Origin of the sequence: Pontibacter locisalis (assembly GCF_042684605.1) — a bacterium.
GTDB lineage: Bacteria > Bacteroidota > Bacteroidia > Cytophagales > Hymenobacteraceae > Pontibacter > Pontibacter locisalis.
In genome coordinates, this window is sequence record NZ_JBHULU010000015.1 from 357,978 (window position 1) to 377,095 (window position 19,118).

The 19,118-nt window shown below is 44.2% G+C and carries 17 protein-coding genes; 6 read left to right on the plus strand and 11 right to left on the minus strand.

Annotation, left to right across the window (positions count from 1 at the left end; genetic code table 11):
- Positions 1-103: 103 nt before the first annotated feature.
- From ACFSRY_RS11840 to ACFSRY_RS11850, 3 genes are read left to right on the plus strand one after another with little or no spacing between them, the layout of a single operon-like run.
- The gene (locus ACFSRY_RS11840; protein ID WP_377507402.1) at positions 104-358 is read left to right on the plus strand and encodes an autorepressor SdpR family transcription factor; all 255 of its coding nucleotides are present in this window, start codon (positions 104-106) and stop codon (positions 356-358) included.
- 4 nt (positions 359-362) lie between these two features.
- Positions 363-1,019, plus strand: coding sequence for an SdpI family protein (locus tag ACFSRY_RS11845; protein ID WP_377507406.1), 657 nt, complete (start codon positions 363-365; stop codon positions 1,017-1,019).
- Positions 1,020-1,056: 37 nt separating this feature from the next.
- A complete protein-coding gene (locus tag ACFSRY_RS11850; protein ID WP_377507409.1) occupies positions 1,057-2,469 on the plus strand; it encodes an alpha/beta hydrolase family protein in 1,413 nt (470 codons plus the stop codon).
- A 75-nt stretch (positions 2,470-2,544) separates the two neighbouring features.
- On the opposite strand, the gene ACFSRY_RS11855 is transcribed toward ACFSRY_RS11850, so the two are convergent.
- From ACFSRY_RS11855 to yidD, 3 genes are all read right to left on the minus strand, one after another.
- A complete protein-coding gene (locus tag ACFSRY_RS11855) occupies positions 2,545-3,240 on the minus strand; it encodes an ABC transporter ATP-binding protein (protein ID WP_377507412.1) in 696 nt (231 codons plus the stop codon).
- Positions 3,241-3,293: 53 nt separating this feature from the next.
- Positions 3,294-4,769 carry a DUF5687 family protein gene (locus tag ACFSRY_RS11860; protein WP_377507415.1) on the minus strand — a complete coding sequence of 492 codons (1,476 nt, stop codon included), beginning with the start codon at positions 4,767-4,769 and terminating at the stop codon, positions 3,294-3,296.
- Positions 4,770-4,944: 175 nt separating this feature from the next.
- Positions 4,945-5,166, minus strand: coding sequence for a membrane protein insertion efficiency factor YidD (gene yidD, locus ACFSRY_RS11865; RefSeq protein ID WP_377507419.1), 222 nt, complete (start codon positions 5,164-5,166; stop codon positions 4,945-4,947).
- Positions 5,167-5,264: 98 nt separating this feature from the next.
- On the opposite strand from yidD, the gene ACFSRY_RS11870 reads away from it, so the two are divergent.
- From ACFSRY_RS11870 to ACFSRY_RS11880, 3 genes are all read left to right on the plus strand, one after another.
- Entirely contained in the window at positions 5,265-7,595 is a 2,331-nt protein-coding gene (locus tag ACFSRY_RS11870; protein ID WP_377507422.1) for a S46 family peptidase, read from the plus strand.
- Between the two features lie 149 nt (positions 7,596-7,744).
- A complete protein-coding gene (locus tag ACFSRY_RS11875; RefSeq protein WP_377507425.1) occupies positions 7,745-8,581 on the plus strand; it encodes a hypothetical protein in 837 nt (278 codons plus the stop codon).
- Between the two features lie 145 nt (positions 8,582-8,726).
- A complete protein-coding gene (locus ACFSRY_RS11880) occupies positions 8,727-10,817 on the plus strand; it encodes a hypothetical protein (RefSeq protein WP_377507428.1) in 2,091 nt (696 codons plus the stop codon).
- Positions 10,818-10,846: 29 nt separating this feature from the next.
- On the opposite strand, the gene ACFSRY_RS11885 is transcribed toward ACFSRY_RS11880, so the two are convergent.
- The 8 genes from ACFSRY_RS11885 to ACFSRY_RS11920 all read right to left on the minus strand — a co-directional run bounded on the left by ACFSRY_RS11885 (position 10,847) and on the right by ACFSRY_RS11920 (position 18,841).
- Positions 10,847-11,617 (minus strand): LytR/AlgR family response regulator transcription factor, encoded by a 771-nt coding sequence (locus tag ACFSRY_RS11885; RefSeq protein WP_377507431.1) that lies wholly within the window; start codon positions 11,615-11,617, stop codon positions 10,847-10,849.
- Positions 11,614-12,651 carry a sensor histidine kinase gene (locus ACFSRY_RS11890; protein WP_377507434.1) on the minus strand — a complete coding sequence of 346 codons (1,038 nt, stop codon included), beginning with the start codon at positions 12,649-12,651 and terminating at the stop codon, positions 11,614-11,616. Before ACFSRY_RS11890 ends, ACFSRY_RS11885 begins: the two co-directional genes overlap by 4 nt.
- 2 nt (positions 12,652-12,653) lie before the next feature.
- On the minus strand, positions 12,654-12,827 hold the full coding sequence (locus tag ACFSRY_RS11895) for a DUF5694 domain-containing protein (protein WP_377507437.1): 174 nt from the start codon (positions 12,825-12,827) through the stop codon (positions 12,654-12,656).
- Positions 12,828-12,846: 19 nt separating this feature from the next.
- Positions 12,847-13,560, minus strand: coding sequence for a hypothetical protein (locus ACFSRY_RS11900; protein WP_377507441.1), 714 nt, complete (start codon positions 13,558-13,560; stop codon positions 12,847-12,849).
- A gap of 114 nt (positions 13,561-13,674) precedes the next feature.
- On the minus strand, positions 13,675-14,289 hold the full coding sequence (gene sigZ, locus ACFSRY_RS11905) for an RNA polymerase sigma factor SigZ (protein ID WP_377507444.1): 615 nt from the start codon (positions 14,287-14,289) through the stop codon (positions 13,675-13,677).
- A gap of 104 nt (positions 14,290-14,393) precedes the next feature.
- Positions 14,394-14,813 (minus strand): ArsI/CadI family heavy metal resistance metalloenzyme, encoded by a 420-nt coding sequence (locus tag ACFSRY_RS11910; protein ID WP_377507451.1) that lies wholly within the window; start codon positions 14,811-14,813, stop codon positions 14,394-14,396.
- Positions 14,814-14,933: 120 nt separating this feature from the next.
- A complete protein-coding gene (locus tag ACFSRY_RS11915; protein WP_377507454.1) occupies positions 14,934-16,826 on the minus strand; it encodes a DUF3857 domain-containing protein in 1,893 nt (630 codons plus the stop codon).
- A gap of 44 nt (positions 16,827-16,870) precedes the next feature.
- Positions 16,871-18,841, minus strand: a complete 1,971-nt coding sequence (locus ACFSRY_RS11920; protein ID WP_377507457.1) for a DUF3857 domain-containing protein — start codon at positions 18,839-18,841, stop codon at positions 16,871-16,873.
- Between the last annotated feature and the right edge of the window lie 277 nt (positions 18,842-19,118).

The window sequence follows — 19,118 nt, forward strand, 5'->3', positions numbered from 1 at the left end:
CCTATTGTTCAATTTTTAACCCGTATGTTACTAAATTAACAACACGAAATAGTTGCTCATAAAAATAATATTTAGATATTTGTCTAAATGTTTAAACAATCTGGTGAATCAGCTATTTAAGGCGCTAAACGACCCAACCCGGCGTGAGATATTAAACCTGCTAAAGGAAAAAGATATGACCGCAGGCGAAATAGCCAATGCATTTAATATAACGAAGCCGAGCATTTCACACCACCTGGATATTTTGAACCAGGCTGGACTAGTGACATCGGAGAAAAAGGGACAATTCGTTATATACGCACTCAACACCACAGTCTTGGATGATCTTCTAAGCTGGATTATAACCTTAAAGGAATGACAGGATGAAAAAGGCAAAGCTTTCTACTGAACTTATTACATGGGCCATAGCACTGATACCACTGGTTTACTTGTGGATTATGTGGGAGCAACTACCAGAGCGAGTTCCTGTTCACTTTAACTTACAGGGAGAGGCGAACGGTTGGGCAAGCAAGCCTTGGCTTGTAGGCATTACCCTATTTACTACAGTCGGCATTAACCTGATCATGTTGCTCATACCTGCCATAGACCCTAAAAGAAGGATAGAAGGAATGGGCGACAAGTATGTAAACCTGCGGCTTATATTAGTGCTGTTCATGTCTGCACTTTCTCTCTTTATTGTTCATAGTGCAGCATCTGAAAACGGCCTAAACCACAATATTATGCTTGTTCTGATAGGTACTCTTTTCGCTGCTCTGGGCAATTACTTTCAGGCTGTAAAACCGAACTATTTCATAGGGATCAGAACGCCATGGACACTGGAGAGTGAAAACGTTTGGCGCAAAACCCACAGAGTGGGAGGACGCCTTTGGCTAATAGGAGGAATCCTGATGGCACTACTACCCCTCATCTCTGACAATGCGCTAAGAGAAACTATTTTTCTAAGCATTGTTGCCGTAATTGTTGTAATTCCTGTGCTATATTCCTTCTTAGAGTTCAAAAGGGAACAGGTAGCCAGATAACTAAAGTTTATTCAACCGGATAATAAAACTTAATACTATGAACAGATTTTTATTTCCTCTGGTGCTAATACTCACAATACACGCAGCCGCACTAGCACAGCAAGCAGTAAGAGTAACCGGTGACTGGAGTGGCTCCCTTAACGTGATGGGCACTGCGCTTCCTATCATCTTTCATATTAAAACAGATCCGAATGGCAGCCTGTCTGCAACGATGGACAGCCCAAAACAAGGCGCCACAGGTATACCGGTACAATCAGTTAAGTTAGTTAAAGACAGTCTTTTTATTGATATGAAAGCAATTGGAGGAAGCTATGAAGGGAAACTAACAGGTACTGAGACAATAGAAGGTAATTGGAAACAAGGGGGGCAATCTTTTCCACTACAACTTAAAAAAGGTACTACTACAGCGGCTACAAACCGACCCCAAGAACCAAAGGAGCCTTTCCCTTACCAAAGCACTGAAGTAACTGTGGAAAATAAGACCGCTGGAATTAAGTTGGCAGGCACCCTTACAATACCCAGAACAAAGGGTCCACACCCTGCAGTACTACTTATTACTGGCTCCGGACCTCAGGACCGGGATCAGACAATAATGGGCCATAAACCTTTCCTGGTGATCTCTGATTACTTAACCCGCCAAGGATTCGCCGTACTTCGCCTGGATGACAGGGGTGTGGGAAAATCCGGTGGCGACTTTAATACTGCTACCACAGAAGACTTTGCCTCTGATGCCACTGCGGCTTTTGAGTACCTGAAGAACCACAGCAGCATTAATAAAAAGAAGGTTGGCTTAGTTGGTCATAGCGAAGGAGCTTTGGTAGCAGCAAACGTTGCTGCCAAAAATCCTGAGGCAGCTTTTGTAGTATTGATGGCCGGTAACGCCGTTCCAGGCACTGAACTACTGGTAGCACAGAATAAAGCTTTGCTAGAAACCGCAGGTGTGCCACAAGAACAACTACAAAAATATCTGGCCCTACGAGAGGCACAGTTTAAGGTAGCGGCATCAGAGAAAGATGTGACTAAAGCTGCTGAGCGGATCAGGAAGCTTGATCAGGAAGCTAAAGCTCAAATGAATGTAGAGGAACAACAACAGCTAGGTCTTACAGACAAAGCAGAACAAACTATAGTAGCTCAGCTCAGTTCCCCCTGGATGCGCTATTATCTCGCGTATGATCCTGCCCCAACTCTTCAGAAGTTAAAGATGCCGGTGTTAGTACTTAACGGAACTAAGGATTTACAGGTGCCCTATCAGCAAAATTTAGCAGCCGCAGAGAAAGCCCTGAAGGCAGGAGGCAATAAAAGATATTTGGTTAAAGAGCTCCCTCAGCTTAACCACCTCTTCCAAACCTCCAGGAGCGGCTCACCGGCAGAGTACGGGCAGTTAGAGGAGACATTCGCACCAGTGGCACTGGAGACTATTTCGAACTGGATAAAGAGAGTAACGGAGTAGACAGCCTGGCTTTGACAACACAAAAGGCCCCTCTAGTAGATGCAGAGGGGCCTTTTGTGTTCATATAACATTGGCTCACACGGTGAAATAAGTCTCCAATTCACGAAGTGTGTTCTCGTTTGTTTTCATATCCTGCACCAACTCCCCTTTTTCCAGAATCATAATACGTTCACATACTTCTATTACATGACTTAGATCGTGGCTGGAAATAAACATGGTTATTTGTTTCTGCTCACGCACCTTTCTCAGCAGGTTCTTTAACCTGATCTGAGAACTTGGATCCAGGTTAGCAAATGGTTCATCCAGTATGAGTAACTCTGGGTTTGAAAGAGCAGCCGCAGCGATACCTATTTTTTTCTGATTCCCTTTTGAGAAATCACGAATGTATTTCTTTTGGTTTAAAATCTCATCGTTAAATAAGTCCGTAAATGGTAACAGTCGCTCTGTAATGTCCCCATTTGTTAGGCCGTGCAGGTCTCCAATAAATTTAAAATACTCCTCGGCTGTTAGGTAGTCAATCAGAAAACCTTCGTCTAGATGCGATCCGGTATAGTTCTTCCATTCTTCCGATTTAGCCACATTTACTCCTTTTGAGTACACCTCCCCTTTTGTAGGTCTAATAAGGTCAAGCATCATGCGAAAGAGCGTAGTTTTTCCTGCCCCGTTGTTACCCACCAGCCCTACTGCCTCACCAGGTGAAATATTCAGTTCGGGAACATTAACAACCGTCTTGCCGCTGTAAACTTTTTCAATATTTTTTATCGCTATCATTTGTTGGAGTGATTTAACCTTTAGATGACTTATACTTTATAGGAAAGATGTTTTTAAGCTTGCCGGAAGCCTGTTGCCAATTTATACTTGTGTCTCAGGAACCAGTTGGCAGACCACTGCAGCAACTGTTTTTGGAAAATAAATCCGATCAGGCCCAGCAATCCGATGGCAGCAACGCCAATGTAAGGAACCCCCATATACTTAAAAGGTAAATAGATCAGAACAGGCAGAAGCATCATTGGCAACATCATTACAAAACGTGAAGCACCTACTCCTTGCCAGTTAAAGGCAGAGCCCTTGCTCAGGTCCAGACGGCTGGTGTTGTATACCGAAAAGAAGAAAATGATGAACACGTTCACGCCAATGTTAAAAAGAAAGGCAGCCGTGTTTATAAGGATGATTTTATACCCGAAGAATCCGTAAGGAAGTGTAATCAGGTATGCAAGCGTGGCAACCGGTACAAAGATCCAGAACTTAGACGCATAAAACTGATAAGGCGAAATACGCCGGGTAAGTATGGCGTCGAAGTGGCCACTCTGCCAGCTCGGCACAAACTGACCGTAGTTGAACATAGGCATGCCCGTCAGCATGATACCTACAAAAATCAGCACTGCAAAGCCATCCATGTATGTCTGGTTCCGGTAAAAAATCAGTCCGTAGAACAGGAAAAAGACAGACATGGTAACCAATGACTTAGATCGCTTATGTCGCCAAATAAGTTTTAGCTCCAGCTCAATCAACTTTCCTAATTCACCAAAGCGGCTCAGAAAGGCAATACCTTTCCCCTCTACCTGTGTTGTCTTATGCACCGCTAGCTCTTCCGGGTAAGTGTGCGCTTTCAGGAAACTATAGTTAAGCAGGTATAAACCAATCACAAAAAAAAGAGGCACTACAGCTAACCAGGGCTGGCTTAATACAGCTCCGAAAACAGCTTTTGAGATTGTAACGAGCGAAAATGCACCAACATAATCCAGTAACATTAAGCCAGCCACCACTACCCCAAAAGCTAATGTGAGCATTGGTTTATTGCTTAGCTGGCGTTTGAAGTATAACGACAGAAAATTATTGGAGAGGGTAAGGCAGAGAATAGCAAACAGCCAAGCCAGCCCCGCACCTATACCATAGGCTGGCATTACCGCATTAATAAGAAAAGGCACAAAGACCAGCAGAAAGATGAGGTTGAACATACTCGGAAGCGACTTCACAAGCACAAAATGAATGAGCTTATTTTTTCGGACAGGCAAATGCAGGTAGGGCTGAACAGCTAAAACCGGCAATTCCTGCAGCAGGAAGCGAAAAAATAAATCAACTAGAAAATAAAAAATCAGTCCCCCGTTGAAAACAATGACTGGATTTTCGTTTGGGAACAGTCCCAGAAGGATTTTTTTGGATGCAAAACCGAGAACCAGAAAAATAGCACCAAAATAAAGGATCAGCAAGCCTATGATAATGTTTAGTGCAATGCTCTTCTGAAACACGGAAGAGCGACTGCTTGCTTTCCACTGATGCGAGAGTAAAGTTAGAAGCATAGGGATTAAATAAGGAACAATATTATTTTCTAAATATCCTTAAAAATAACCATATGCTCAAATGAGGTTGTAGTCCTTTAGACTAACATTGGAAAAATATATACTTACGCTAAAGAACTTCCGATAAAGCCACTCAAATTGAATAAAGAGCCTGTTAAGTAGAACATCAAAAGAGTTACTTCACCGGATCATAGCCACTTCCGCCCCATGGGTGGCAACGGCCAATTCGCTTTAGCGCCATCCAACCCCCTTTAAAGGGTCCATACTTATTAACTGCCTGCACCGCATAAGTAGAGCAGGTGGGGGTATACCGACAGGCGGCGGGAGTCAGTGGTGATATCATATGTTGATAAATCCAGATGATTGCCAGCACTATTTTTTTAACGATCCAGGTCATGGTAAGATTTTTGCAAAGCTTAAAGTACCCTAACGGCTGTTAGGAGCTGCAATATTTTATTAAATTTGCGATAGTTTAACTCATCTAAACAAACATTCATGTTAAAAAGAATCCTTTCACTCTTACTTTTAGTCTCGCTTAGTGCGCCATTTGCCGCCAAAGCAGACGAAGGTATGTGGCTACCGATGCTTATTAAGCGTCTGAATTACACAGACATGCAAAAGCAAGGTTTACAGCTTACTGCCGAAGAAATTTATTCCGTTAACAAATCCAGCCTTAAAGATGCTATCGTGCAGTTCGGTGGTTTCTGTACTGGTGAATTCATCTCTCCGGAAGGCCTGTTGCTAACAAACCACCACTGTGGTTATGGTGCTATTCAGTCCCACTCTACACCGGAGCATGACTATCTGACAGATGGTTTCTGGGCTACTTCAAAAGACCAGGAGCTTCCAAACGAAGGCCTTTTTGTTGACATCCTGCACCACATGGATGATGTAACAGGCAAGGTACTTGAGGGCATCGACAACAACACGTCCGAGCAGGAGCGCCAGAAACTGGTAAACCAGCGTATGCAGGCTATAGCCAAGGAAGCTTCTGAAAACGGCAAGTATGTTACGTATGTGCGTGACTTCTTCAACGGCAATGAGTTCTACCTGTTCGTGTACAATCGTTACAACGATGTGCGTTTGGTAGGTACTCCTCCATCATCTATCGGTAAGTTCGGTGGCGACACTGATAACTGGATGTGGCCACGTCACACTGGTGACTTTTCTATGTTCCGTGTGTACATGGCACCAGATGGCTCTCCTGCCGCTTACAGCAAAGAGAACGTACCTTATAAGCCGAAGCATCACCTGCCGATAAACATCGGTGACAGAGAGCCTGGTGACTTCTCTATGGTGTTTGGTTTCCCTGGACGTACAAAGCGTTTCATGACGTCTCATGGACTTAAGCTGGAAGTAAATCAGTTGAATAATTCACGCATTAAACTGCGTAACGACAAGCTGAACCTATGGAAGGCAGACATGGACAAAGATCCTGCTACACGCATCAAGTATGCTTCTAAGTATGCTTCTACTGCTAACTACTATAAGTACTCAATCGGCCAGAACGAAGGTATCAAGCGTATGAAGACCATAGAAGGCAAGATTGCCGACGAGGACAAGTTCCAGAACTGGGCTAACGCCGATGCTACCCGTAAGGCTACCTTTGGGAATGTACTAAGCGATATTGCTGATGCTTACGCTAACATTGAGAAGTATAACCTGGGCAACGTGTACCTGAACGAAGCTGTGCTTGGCACTGAGTCTCTTTTGATGGCTTACCGCCTGATGCCACTTTACAATACCTTGAAATCAGGTAACAAAGAAGCTGCACAGAAAGCTGTTGAAGACCTGAAACCACGTGTGGATGCCTTCTTTAAGGATTACTACATGCCGGTTGACAAGAAGGTGTTTGCTGCCCTGCTAAAGTACTACTACAACGATATTCCGAAAGATCAGCAGCCAGATGCTTTCAAGAACATGGTGAAGAAGTTTAATGGAAACTTTGACAAGCTGGCTGACCACGTATACAGCAACTCTGTAGTGACTACTGAGCAGAAACTGCGCAACTTCCTGCAGAACCCAACGCAGAAAGCGTTGGAGAATGATCCGGCTTTCACCATTGTGAACTCAATCATCGATAACTACAGAAATAACATTGCTCCTGCAGTTGCAGAAAGCAATGCGAAACTTGAAAGAGCAAATCGTCTGTATGTTGCTGGCCTGCGTCAAATGCACCCTGACAAAGTTTTCTATCCTGATGCTAACTCTACGCTGCGCCTAAGCTACGGTGCTGTGAAGGACTATAGCCCACAGGACGGTGTGGTTTATAACTACTATACTACATTGGATGGTGTAATGGCCAAAGAAGATCCAAATAACGAGGAGTTTATTGTACCAGCTAAGCTTAAGCAACTTTACCAGGCTAAAGATTATGGCCGCTATGCTAACTCTAAAGGAGAGCTGGTAACCGACTTCATCACCGACAACGACATTACAGGTGGTAACTCTGGTTCTCCGGTGATCAACGGCAAAGGTGAATTAATCGGCCTTGCTTTTGACGGTAACTGGGAAGCTATGACAGGTGACCTTGTTTATGACCCGGCTTATAAGCGTACCATCAACATGGATGCCCGTTATGTGCTGTTCATCGTTGACAAGTATGCAGGTGCTCAGAACCTGATCAATGAAATGACCATTGTGAAGAGTGACAGCCCGGGAGCTGGTGATGCAGCTGCAGCAGGAGTAGTACCAGAGACCCCTCAAGCAATATTACTGGAAGCTACCATGCAGGAGGCTAATGAGAAGCTTCGTGCTGGTAAAACAGAGTTTAAGATCGAGAAGAAAAAAGGCGACGCGAAAGTGAAGCTGCAAGTAAAAGACTAATTAAAGCTTTTATTTCATAGGAAAAGGCGCTGGAGATTTCCGGCGCCTTTTTCTATTTAAAGGAAAACGTTCTCTCTCATAAAACCATCAAATTACCACCTAAACCTTGTTACCCCGTAGTCTATACTTAAAAGCTGAAAAACCTTGAATTGAACGACTACAAGAATTATTTACTTCTACTGATAACGTGCCTATACCCGTACCTTGCATTTGCGCAGGCAGACACTCCCATTGGTGCCCGTGCAGCTGCCCTAGGGAATGCTTCTGTCACTTTACCTGATTTGTGGGCTGTGCACAATAATATAGCTGGCGTTGCTAGTCTCGAGCAACCACAGATTGGAGTCTATATGGAGAATAGATTTGGTGTTCAAGCTTTTACTACTGCCGCCTTCGCGGCAGTATATCCAACAAAACAATATGGCAGCTATGGGTTGAGTATAAGCAGGTTTGGGGATGAGCTTTTCAGTCAGCAGCACCTGGGCTTAGGCATAGGGCATAAGCTAGGGCAATTTAGTTTAGGTGCAAAGCTGGACGTGTGGCAGGTATCTGTAAAAGGGTATGGGAACCAAAAAGCGTTAGCCCTATCTGTTGGTGGTCAAGCCGAAATCATACCCGGACTATATTTTGGCGCTAAGGCCTATAATCTAAACCAGGCAAAATTATCTGCTTTTGAGGATGAGCGTCTGCCGACTGTTATGAAAGCCGGACTTGCATATAAACCATTTCACAAGTTGCTATTAGCAGTAGAGACAGAAAAGAACATCGATTATGATGCAAACTTCAAAGCTGGAATTGAATATCAATTACTGCAGGAGAAGCTGGTACTACGAACCGGCTTTCACACCTTAACAAACCAAGCCTCTTTTGGTGCAGGATTTACAGCCCGCCACCTAAAAATAGACTATGCCTTTGGCTCTGCAACTTTACTAGGCCCAAGTCACCACCTTTCCGTGGGTTATGCGTTTCACAGGAGCGCTACTGAGTAAAAGATCAGTATTTCTACGAGAAGCGATCAAATGTCCCTAGAGAAAGATACAGAAGGTATCTATGTAACTATTTGTAGGTGATATGCAGTAGTGGTAGTACATGCCTTGCACAAAATATTCTTTTCCCGCCACTCCCAAACTATCCATGTTGCGGATTTTACTCTTGTGCCTGCTTTCTGTTTTTGTATTCAATCCGGCAGAGGCACAAGATTACCCACGCCAGCAGATAGACTTTGACCTGTTTGTGCAGGAGCTTTTCGCGCTGCAGGAAGAAGATGACGTTCCCTACGAAGACTTCTACGAAACACTTCTCCAATATTACCAGCGCCCTCTCGACCTTAATAATACAAACCCTGAAGAACTAGCTTCACTCTTTATACTTTCACGTCCGCAGATTGCCTCTCTGTTTAAGCACATCAGGGAGAATGGAAAATTGCTTAGCATTTATGAGCTACAGGCTGTTCCGGGCTTTGACCTGATTACAATTTATCAGCTTGTGCCTTTCGTAAAAGTTGAGGATGCGGGTTTATATTCAGATCAGCGGCCTCTCTGGCAGCGAATGATTGGAGAGGACAACAATGCCCTTATACTACGTTACGAACGCACATTGCAAATGCGGCGGGGCTATACTCCCGTTGATACGAACAGCCGGTCCACCAGTCGTTATCTTGGTTCTCCCGAAAAACTTTATCTCCGTTACCGCACCAGCCACACCCGTGACTATAGCTTCGGTGTTACAGCAGAAAAAGATGCAGGTGAACAATTCGCTTGGGACAAAAACACCAGGCGCTATGGCTTTGACTTTTATTCAGCACATCTGCAGCTTTACAATAAAGACAGGTTCAAAACAATTGCTATAGGTGATTATCAGCTGCAGTTCGGGCAAGGTCTGCTGTTTTCTTCCGGTTACAGCGTGGGCAAGGGCAGTGAAACAATCACAACAGTAAGCAGATCCAACCTTGGCATCCGGCCCTACAGTTCAGTGTTAGAGTATGCTTTTTTCCGGGGCGGAGCAGTAACATATAACTTGGGCAGAGTAGATGCTACCTTGTTTTATTCTAACAAACGCATTGATGCTAACCTGCAAACGCAACCGGACACCTCAGCCCTACGCAGTGACTTTTTCACCGGCTTCCAAACAACGGGCTTTCACAGAACTGCTACAGAGCTGTCCAATAAGGACCAGGTACGGGAGCAGATCTACGGAAGCAATCTAAGCTATCAATCAACCAACAATAGATTCACTGCCGGTCTTACCGCTTCCGGCACCCATTATAATGCTCAAGTACGAAAAGCAGGAGCACCTTATCAAAGGTTTGAGTTTAACGGCACCAGCAATTTCAACATCGGCACAAACTACAGTTATACCTGGCAGAATGTGTATTTATTTGGTGAAACAGCTGTGAGTAAAAGCGGAGGCACAGGTACTGTTAATGGCTTAATCGCCAACTTATCAAATAAAGTGGAATTTGCGATGCTATACCGGTACTATGCCCGTAATTTCCACACCTTTTATGGAGGCGCTTTTGGTGAGGCTACCCGTAACATAAATGAACAAGGATTGTATACAGGTGTGAAAATAAAACCCCTGCCAAAATGGGAAATTACAGCCTACTATGACCGGTTCAAGTTTCCATGGCTACGATACCGGATAGATGCTCCCTCCTATGGTGATGAATACCTGGTACGGTTACTTTTTAAACCTAGTCGCCAAGGCAGTTTGTATGCTCAGTTCAGAACAGAGAGCAAAGGTCTTAATGCCGCAGACAATAGTACTAGCCTTGATTATGTGGCACAGACACTCCGCCGGAATTATTTGCTGTACTATGAATTTGCCCCCATCAAAACTGTGGTTCTGAAGTCACGGGTACAGTTTAGCAGCTATGAACAGGAGTCGCCACAGGAAACAGGATATCTCATTGCACAGGATATCAATTTTAACTGGGGAAATGTACGCCTCAGCACTCGCTATGCTATCTTCGATACGGACAGCTACGATACCCGGCAGTACGTTTACGAGCGCGACGTGCTGTATGCCTTCTCTATTCCGGCCTTTAGCGGCAGAGGAACCAGAATGTATGCTTTGTTACAGTTCAGGCTGCTTCGGAATCTGGATGTGTGGATTAAATATGGCATGACGCACTACCGCAATCAGGACAGCATTGGATCTGGTTTAGAGACGATTGAGGGCCCCAGAAGATCTGATTTAAAGGCACAGGTAAGGTATAAATTTTGACTAAGCCTGCGGTCTGACCATCAGACCTTTTACCTCTCCCCCTCCAGCCACTCTTTAAACATTGGTGCACGTTCCTGGCTAACAATTACCTCCTGAGAAGCAGCAGGCTTCAATTCGATCTTCAGTTTCCCTTTAAAATAGCTGTGGATCTCGGCAAGCGCATGAAAGTTTGTGATTGTTTGGCGATTGAGGCGAAAAAAAGACTTAGGATCAAGCATGCTTTCCAGCTCCTCTAAACTGTAGTTTACACTGTAGCGCCTTCCTCCAAACGTCATTAAGTGTACTACCTCTTCATCACGGTAAAAGTAGGCTACCTGTCCTATTTCTATCGGCAGTAGCTTTGATCCGGCTTTTACCAGAAACCGGCTTTTATACTTCTCCTGTGGCTGCTGCAGGCTGTTAAGAACCGACTCCAGCTTGTGCAGCATGGGTGCAGTAAATGTCTCCCGCTGTTGTTTAAAGCGTGTTAATGTTTGCTGCAAACGATCTGAACGGATTGGCTTGAGCAGGTAGTCCAGGCTGTTCAGTTCAAAGGCTTTTACGGCATAGGCATCAAAGGCTGTGGTAAACACTATTGCAGCTTGTGGTATCACCTGCTCAAACACCTTAAAGGCAGAACCATCTGCTAAGTGTATATCAAAAAAGATCAGGTCTAGCTGTGGGTCAGCTTGCAGGAAATCTACTGTTTTTTTCACAGTGGGTAACACAGCAGCAATTTCCACCTGCGGTTCTAGCTGTAGCAGCAAGTTCTTAAGCGTTCGTGCGGCTACCTGCTCGTCCTCTACGATCAACACTTTCATGAGCTCAAAGTTAGAAGTGGTACGCGTACTTTGTACAACTGCATCTCTTCCGTTACCTGCATCGCTTTGTCGGTCAGGTAACCCAGGCGCTGCTGCAGTTGCTGAAGTCCTAATTTTGTAGAGGGTACATCGTCGCGCTTCTTCACCGAATTACTAACCTCCAGGTATCCATCATTTTTAATACTTATCCAGATGCGTAATGGCTCTTCCTCTTCTATGCTGTTGTGCTTGATGGCGTTTTCCAGCAGCATTTGCAGTGTCAGCGGTGGCAGGTAAAAAGGTGTATCTCCTGCATTTAAACTCCAGTCTACGTCCAGGGCTTTTCCATAACGGTTTTGCAGCAGGAACAAGTAAGACTTTGCCAGCTCTACCTCTTCGTGAAGGGGCACCACTTCCTGCTCTCTGTGCTGCAGAATGTAACGGTAGATATCTGATAACTGCAGCAGGTACTCCCCTGCCAGCTTCGGCGACTCCTGTATCAGACCGTAAAGTGTATTAAAGTTATTGAACAGAAAGTGTGGATCTATCTGGCTTCTGATGGCATCAAGCTGGGCTTTTACCGTTTCTTTCTGGAGCTGTTCTGTCTCTAGTTTAGCATCTTTCCACTTTTCCATAAAGTATAAGCTCAATTGCAAGCCTGTCACCAGAAAGGCAAAAATAAGAACGTAGCCATTTACCATCAGCAATACGTAGCCAATCGAACCTATACTTCCAGGTGTTTCCAGGTACGTAATACTGTACCACTTGTAAATCCCATAGGGAATGTTGCAAACTACCAGCGCGCCGAGGCAAGTATAAAACAACTGCAGAAACAATCTTTTACCCAACCCCTCCGACCACAAAACGGTCTTGTCCAACTTACCCGAAACCCAAACTGCCCACTCCCAGATAAGAAACAGAAAAGCTGTAAGCACCAAAAATACCCAAACGCTAAATTCCGAAGGCTCCAGGTAGCTAGCTGCAAACGCTACCACCGACAGCAAGGCTGCAATAAACAGTGAGCTAATAAACCGGAGCCTTCGGGTATTCAGCATAATCAGGATTTTTTGTTTTGTTGCATTCTCTTTGCCTGCACAGGCTTCAGATAATCATTCACCTCCACATATTCCAGGTCCGGCGACTCTTTAATTAAATCTCGCAGGTATTTTACATGGCCGGCACCTACGATAAGAATTATACGATCTTCAGGCCCTGTAACTATTCTGTTCAAGTTAGCAAAAATTCAGATTTTATGCTTGTACCAGTCTGCCACCAGGTTGGCTCCTAGTTGCCGGAGAAGTATAAAGAAATTTTTTAGTCAGGCTGTAGCCAACCACGCATAGCACCTCCACGAGCACCAGTAAGTAAGGTATACCAAGTATAGGCTGGCTCAGGAACTGTAACTTCAGCAGCAGGTACTCTTCCAAAAACAGACCCGCAAAAAGTATAACGAACACAAATGGTAGTGTAAAGAAGCCCAAAAACCATAGCCAGCGGCGACGGTTTTCGATCTGCAGAAAAGCGGCCGTCAGTGGAGGAACAGTACATATTAGAATCAGGAGAATGGTAACCCAGAAAGCAACCTGAGAATCTCCATAAAGCTGCCTGGCCACCCACTGCTCATCATTGGCTCCCATAAAGGCAAAAGCAATTCTATTGATAGGGAAGTTAGCAAAGATCAAGGCAAAGCCAAGCTGCTTGTTCTTATGATCAGGTTGGCGCAGTTGGTACCAGCCAAACCACATCAGGCCAAAGGTAAAGGCAGGCCCGGCTATTGTTGCCCAGAAACTGTATGGATTACCTTCGCAGGAAGAACAAAGCACAAAGGAGTTAAAGGTTTTGTAGCCCCAGCAGCCACAGATAGCCGCACCCGCTACGTGGTGCACCATCTCATGCGACAATCCTGCCAGCATTGTAAGCAGCAGGAAAGCAAGCACATACTTTAGGTTTAATCTTATTTTCATAGTTTTTAAGTTTTATACCCAAAACTAATCAAGACTAAACCCTTGAGAAACAAGCGTTAGTGTGAAACAGGAATAAAGTAGTCTGAAGCAGGAAGATTTCGCTTTGTACCAGACTTACTCTTTGCTAAGATGCTTCAATGGTTTACAACTTTCTTTTACGCTTGCTCCTGTTACTTGTCCGTCATGGCTAAATTCCAGATGGCAGCACTCCATAAACAATGCTTTTAGCTTATCACGACCACGCTGTACACGCGACTTAGCACCAGAGTATGAGATGCCCAGACGGACCGCAATCTCTTTTTGGTTTATACCCTCCAGTTCACTCAGGCGCAGGGCCTCCGCATATTCGTCTGGCAGCAGTTTTATAAGTGGTTCTACCAGTGCTTCTACTTCATGGCGGGTATCTTCCGGCAACTCGCCTTCTGAAAGCTCCAGTTCTGCTATACTTTGCCGGCGGCTGTTCTCCCTGAAGAAGTCATAAACTGCGTTGCGGGTTATCTGATACAACCAGGCCTTTACATTCTTTACCTCCTGAAGCTGCTCACAGTTCTTGTAGACCTTTAAGTAAAGCTGTTGCAGAATATCGTCTGCCTCAGCCTTATCCAGGATCCGCTTTTGCACGAAGCCTTTTAATTGCGCCTCATAAGCCAGGTATACAGGAGCCACTGCTGAACAGGTGTCAGCAAAAGGCTGGTTTTTTTCTTCTGTTTTGGTGCAGCAGTTTTCCATCTCTAAATAAACGAAGATTTAGCAAAAAAACGTATCAACAGAAGGGTTATGTTTACCCTCTGCTGATACGTTTGCCTGAAAGTAGGCAGATGTTTTATTTTGTACTAAATGGCAGCTGACTCGTGGTTAAATTCTTTGGCATTAGCGCCTTCACCATATACGGTAGATTCTCCAAAAGTATAGAAGGCTTCCCAGTCTACTCCCTGCGGATCTGTTATCCATGACTTCTCTGACTTTGCGTAGCAGCAAGTGCATTTTCCTTCTTCACGGATGGTACCCTTTGCTTCTTTCAGGCGCCCATATACTTCTGCCAGTTCAGCTTCATTTTCTGCTTGAATACCCAAGTGTTCAATGCCTGCGTTTTCAGGGTGTAAGGAAATAGCAAAATTGATGCGCGGATCTTCCAGCATCCATTTTGCATAATCTTCTTTCAATACAGTTGCCTCTGTTCCAAACAAGGCATTGTAAAATCCAACCGACTCTTTTAAATCCTTTACTCTTACGTTTACATGGAATCTTTTCATGGCTTATCATTTTAAGGTGTTTTACTTATTTACACCCTGATGACGGAGCCACTTCTGAAAAGACGCAGGAGTTTTATATTTTATTTTTTTAAAAATATTTCACCTAAAGGAATTCCCCTACTACTGCACATTCTTTACAAATACCACCTGCTGTTTATCCGCGGTAATGACACTGTTAAGGAACTCAAGGTATTTTGCATAGGTATCTGGCTCGAATGTTCCCTTGTCCATCTTGAGGGAACGAACATATATCACTTTCTGCCCCTCAATTGTTGTACTCGACTTGTATTCACCGAACATAGATTTGAGTTCACGGTCCTGCGGCTTGTGTTCCAGCGTGTATCCAACGGGTAGCTCAAATGTTACCGTGTCCACATCCAGAAACGCCATTGAGCGAACAACATCGGTGGTACGGTTCTCAATCGGCTCAGGAGCATAGGTCCACTTGTTCATCAGGTTAGGACTAAGGAACAGGCGTTTTCCGCTGAGGGTGGCACATTGGCGCAGGCTCAGCTCCATCTTCTCCGTTACTTCAGGTATAAACTTCTTCTGTTGCTGCCAGGCATAATCTTTAATCTCAAATGATGGCACCTTCACTTGCTGGTACAGCCATTTGCGTTGCTCCTCCGGTTTCAGGTTGTGAAGCACATAGTCCCGTGACTCCTGCTGAATACCGGTGTACACCGTTGTTACTTGCGCTGTACCGTTACCTGTCTCATCAAGCTTTACATGTATACTTCTCTTTTGCAGGTTATCCTGCGCCACATAATCTGGTGTAGTAACTAGCTTGCCTCCCTCTGGTGTAATCAGCAAAGCATGGCGCCCACCTGTAAAGCTACCAGCAAAGCCGGCAGCATTCGTTTGGCTGGTACATTCAAGCCAGATAGTATCGTTCGCAGTTGGCACGCAAAGCACTACGTGATTAAACTGGCTGCTAGGGAAATCAGTCAGAATATCTGATTCACCATCTCCAGCTAATATCAATGCCTGGTAAGATTTTATCCCAACCGCTTTCAACATAGCTTGTGTGTAATTTGTAAGAGCTTTACAGTCGCCGTAGCCTTTGCTATCCACAAAGTTAGCTTCAAAGGGCTGCCATCCTCCTATACCCAACTGTATGGATACATATCTTGTCTTACCCTGCAGGTAATCATATACCTTCTTTATTTTCTCCTCAGGTGTGTTTAAATCCGCAACCAACGCCTGTAGCTTCTGTTGTGTCTCCAGGGGCAACACATCACGGTCTTTGTTCAGCTTTTCAAAAAAGAGTCCATAGCTCTCCCAGCTTTCCATGTTACCCTGATAACCATCTACTTCGAAATCAGCAGGAGCGGTGCGCACCTGTGGTACAGTCTCCTTTAAAGGAGGACCGGAGGGTTCCTGCCGCACGGGTGTTAGTTTCTGCACCTGCCACACATATACATCATGCAAATCTGTACTTTCTTTCTTTACCTTGTCCGGCATGTTAGTTTCTCTGTAGCGTAGCTTACTTCCTTTAGGAACCAAGACAGATAAGGACGCCTTCTCCACCATCATATTCTCCTCATCCAAGGGTCTCCACAGAGGGTAAAACATCATGTTTTTAGAGGTGATCTTATACTCAAACTCTACCAGGTAAGGATAAACAGTGTGTGTCAGGTTGGCTACTTTCACTCTGTTATCAGTTACCAGGGAAGAATTAGACACTGCACTGATATCAGCTATCTCGCTGTTCTTAAGCTGCTTTATTCTTCTGCCTTTCCCATCATACAAGGTCCCCTTTATATAGTTGACCTTGCTCAGCTTGTCATAAGGCACGTACAGTTTTGCCCGATGTTGTCCGTTAGCATTAAGTATGGTGATTGAGGTTTTGAAGGTGGTCGTACCACTGTGTATGGCATCAACTGTAAAAACCGTTTCTTCTGAGTTGATGATCAGGTTTGTATCCTTGATAAACTTGTTGTTTTCATTCGCGATAGCTGGCAGAGTAGCCAATAATCCTAACAGCCAGGCAAAAGCACAGATATACTTCATGTTATTCTTATTTTCTAAATTTAGAAAGCAGCGTGTCGCATTGATTAGTTACTTGCACTGCCTTTTTTAATGACGATTTGCTCTGCATGCTTAGCTACAATGTGGTTGTAGAACTCTTTCAGGTTTGCATATTCGGGCGCAAAGAACACAGGCTTATTGATATTGATTTTACTCATTACCTGAACCACATTTCCCCGTTGCTCCACCATATACATAAAACGTCCACTATTCTCAGGTAGGTTAACAGCTACACTTTTAGGAGCTTCCTCAATTATATAACCTTCCGGGATGGTAATATTACAAATGTACGTCTCATCAATAGGCGTCGCGAAGTCCACAGGGTATAACCGCTCACTTAGTTTAAAAGGATTTTCTTCCTCCCCATAGCCTAACATCGGGTTCAAATAGATAATATCATTTGTCTGGCCGCTACCATTAGCCTTTATATCATAGCTAATGTTCAGGGAGTTGTTTATATCGCCTAGGTTTTCTATTTTAGGTTTACCAACACTAAAGTCTCCTACTTCTTTCGCAACACGCTCCATGTACTTTGTTTCACCTTCATCCAGAATAGATCTGCGCAGGGAAAGTGCACCATATCCTCCTGCCGACTCTTTACCTGAACCCATGATCTCACCTTGACTACTGATGGTCATGTTAGTGCTGAAAAGCTTTGTATAAGAGGTTTGTGGCTGCAACGCTACCCAACGCTGATCATTTCTCTTGATCAGACGCCCTTCTCCATTCAAACATCGCACTGGTAACATACCTGCCGGAAGGAGTGGATCTGTTGCATCCAACAGGTACTCTTTGTCTCCAATCTTCACGTGCGCAACAACATAGTTAAACTTTGAAAGCATAGGTGAGTAACCGGTACGCACCCGGCCATGGCTGCGAGTGCTCAGCAGTACAGGAGCCGCATCAAGTCCAGCTTCCAGTAGCATGGAGGTAAGCAACAAGTTTATTTCAGCTACACTGCCACTCCCTGTATCGTACACTTTCCTGATAGGGTTTTTCGCATAGATCTCATACTTCTCATCCCACTTCATTTTCTTCTTTACAAGCGCATATATTGCCTCCATCTGTTGTTTTGGCTCCTTACTTGATGCCATGATTACAGCGAGATCATCTTTGAAGAAATTATTCCGGTTAAGCTGCACCCCAAACTTATCTGCCGCTAACAAGTCTTTTGTAACATCTTCCCAGTTACCGGTCATTGTCTTAGGTGATTCTCCCGGCCACTTAACCCTCTCCAGTTCAAACTCTATTTTAGACCGGTAGTCATTTAAGGTGGTTATATACTTTTCTTCCTTCAATGCAGGTGCCTCTTTAACTATCCAATAATATTTGTTGTTCTTCATGTTCGCCCCTGCACCATTGCTCTGGCTTCGGTTCGCATCATTCACCGCTAAATATCCCTGCATCAAAAACTTATAATCAAAATATTCTGGAATTTCGACTTGGTACTCGCTCCATAGTGTAGGGATAGAGGACTGAAACTCCCAATCCCGCAAGGTGTAAATAAAATCAGAGTGAACAGTGTAAGTTATATCCAGTACAGAACCTTCCTTTACGTTAGGCATCGAGAACTTTTTGGCATGCCAGTTCTCCGTTTGTTGCTCCTCATACACGCTTTTTGACTCCAGTTTGTCTTTCTGTTCCTCGCCATTTACCATATTAAAGGTGTAGCCTTTAATATTTGTTACTCTTTCTTTATCAGAATTTTTCACATAATACGGGATAGACACATTTGCCCAATCGTAGCCAGACTTCTTAAGAATCTTTATTCGGATGTGCCTCTCAAAAACAACTTTCACTTCCTGGTTAAAAGTGAATCTACTTTCACCATAATCAAACAATATGACTGCCGCCGCACTGGTGTCCTTCGCGTAGGAGTTCATGTTTAACTCGGCTTCTTCTACTTTTCCGAACTTTTTTCTTTGAGCGTCAGCCCCTGTTATGCTACAGAAGATAAAACAGGCAATAAGGGTTGTGAGAGTAGAGATTGCTTTCATAGGCAAGCTTTTAATTTAGAGTTGATAGTCATGAGTTGGGTAATTATTAAGCTTGCTAGAAATGCCTGCTAAAGCTGCTCCAGGCTTTCTTTTCATAGAAATTGGGAGTATCAGAATATAAATAAAGCATTATATAACTATATATTCAAGCTTATATTCAAATTTTATCGATTGTAAGTGTAACTATTGAGCCTTTCAACCAACTCTGTAAGGTGCAACTTATCCAGCTGAAAAAGCTACTGCACCCTTTGTTAGCATGGTTTCATACTAAGGTTGA

Bases quoted from the DNA above. Each gene is read 5' to 3' on its own strand.
- ACFSRY_RS11845 (WP_377507406.1), top strand. From the start codon at position 363: ATGAAAAAGGCAAAGCTTTCTACTGAACTTATTACATGGGCCATAGCA.
- ACFSRY_RS11850 (WP_377507409.1), top strand. From the start codon at position 1,057: ATGAACAGATTTTTATTTCCTCTGGTGCTAATACTCACAATACACGCA.
- ACFSRY_RS11855 (WP_377507412.1), bottom strand. From the start codon at position 3,240: ATGATAGCGATAAAAAATATTGAAAAAGTTTACAGCGGCAAGACGGTT.
- ACFSRY_RS11860 (WP_377507415.1), bottom strand. From the start codon at position 4,769: ATGCTTCTAACTTTACTCTCGCATCAGTGGAAAGCAAGCAGTCGCTCT.
- yidD (WP_377507419.1), bottom strand. From the start codon at position 5,166: ATGACCTGGATCGTTAAAAAAATAGTGCTGGCAATCATCTGGATTTAT.
- ACFSRY_RS11870 (WP_377507422.1), top strand. From the start codon at position 5,265: ATGTTAAAAAGAATCCTTTCACTCTTACTTTTAGTCTCGCTTAGTGCG.
- ACFSRY_RS11880 (WP_377507428.1), top strand. From the start codon at position 8,727: ATGTTGCGGATTTTACTCTTGTGCCTGCTTTCTGTTTTTGTATTCAAT.
- ACFSRY_RS11885 (WP_377507431.1), bottom strand. From the start codon at position 11,617: ATGAAAGTGTTGATCGTAGAGGACGAGCAGGTAGCCGCACGAACGCTT.
- ACFSRY_RS11890 (WP_377507434.1), bottom strand. From the start codon at position 12,651: ATGCTGAATACCCGAAGGCTCCGGTTTATTAGCTCACTGTTTATTGCA.
- ACFSRY_RS11900 (WP_377507441.1), bottom strand. From the start codon at position 13,560: ATGAAAATAAGATTAAACCTAAAGTATGTGCTTGCTTTCCTGCTGCTT.
- sigZ (WP_377507444.1), bottom strand. From the start codon at position 14,289: ATGGAAAACTGCTGCACCAAAACAGAAGAAAAAAACCAGCCTTTTGCT.
- ACFSRY_RS11910 (WP_377507451.1), bottom strand. From the start codon at position 14,813: ATGAAAAGATTCCATGTAAACGTAAGAGTAAAGGATTTAAAAGAGTCG.
- ACFSRY_RS11915 (WP_377507454.1), bottom strand. From the start codon at position 16,826: ATGAAGTATATCTGTGCTTTTGCCTGGCTGTTAGGATTATTGGCTACT.
- ACFSRY_RS11920 (WP_377507457.1), bottom strand. From the start codon at position 18,841: ATGAAAGCAATCTCTACTCTCACAACCCTTATTGCCTGTTTTATCTTC.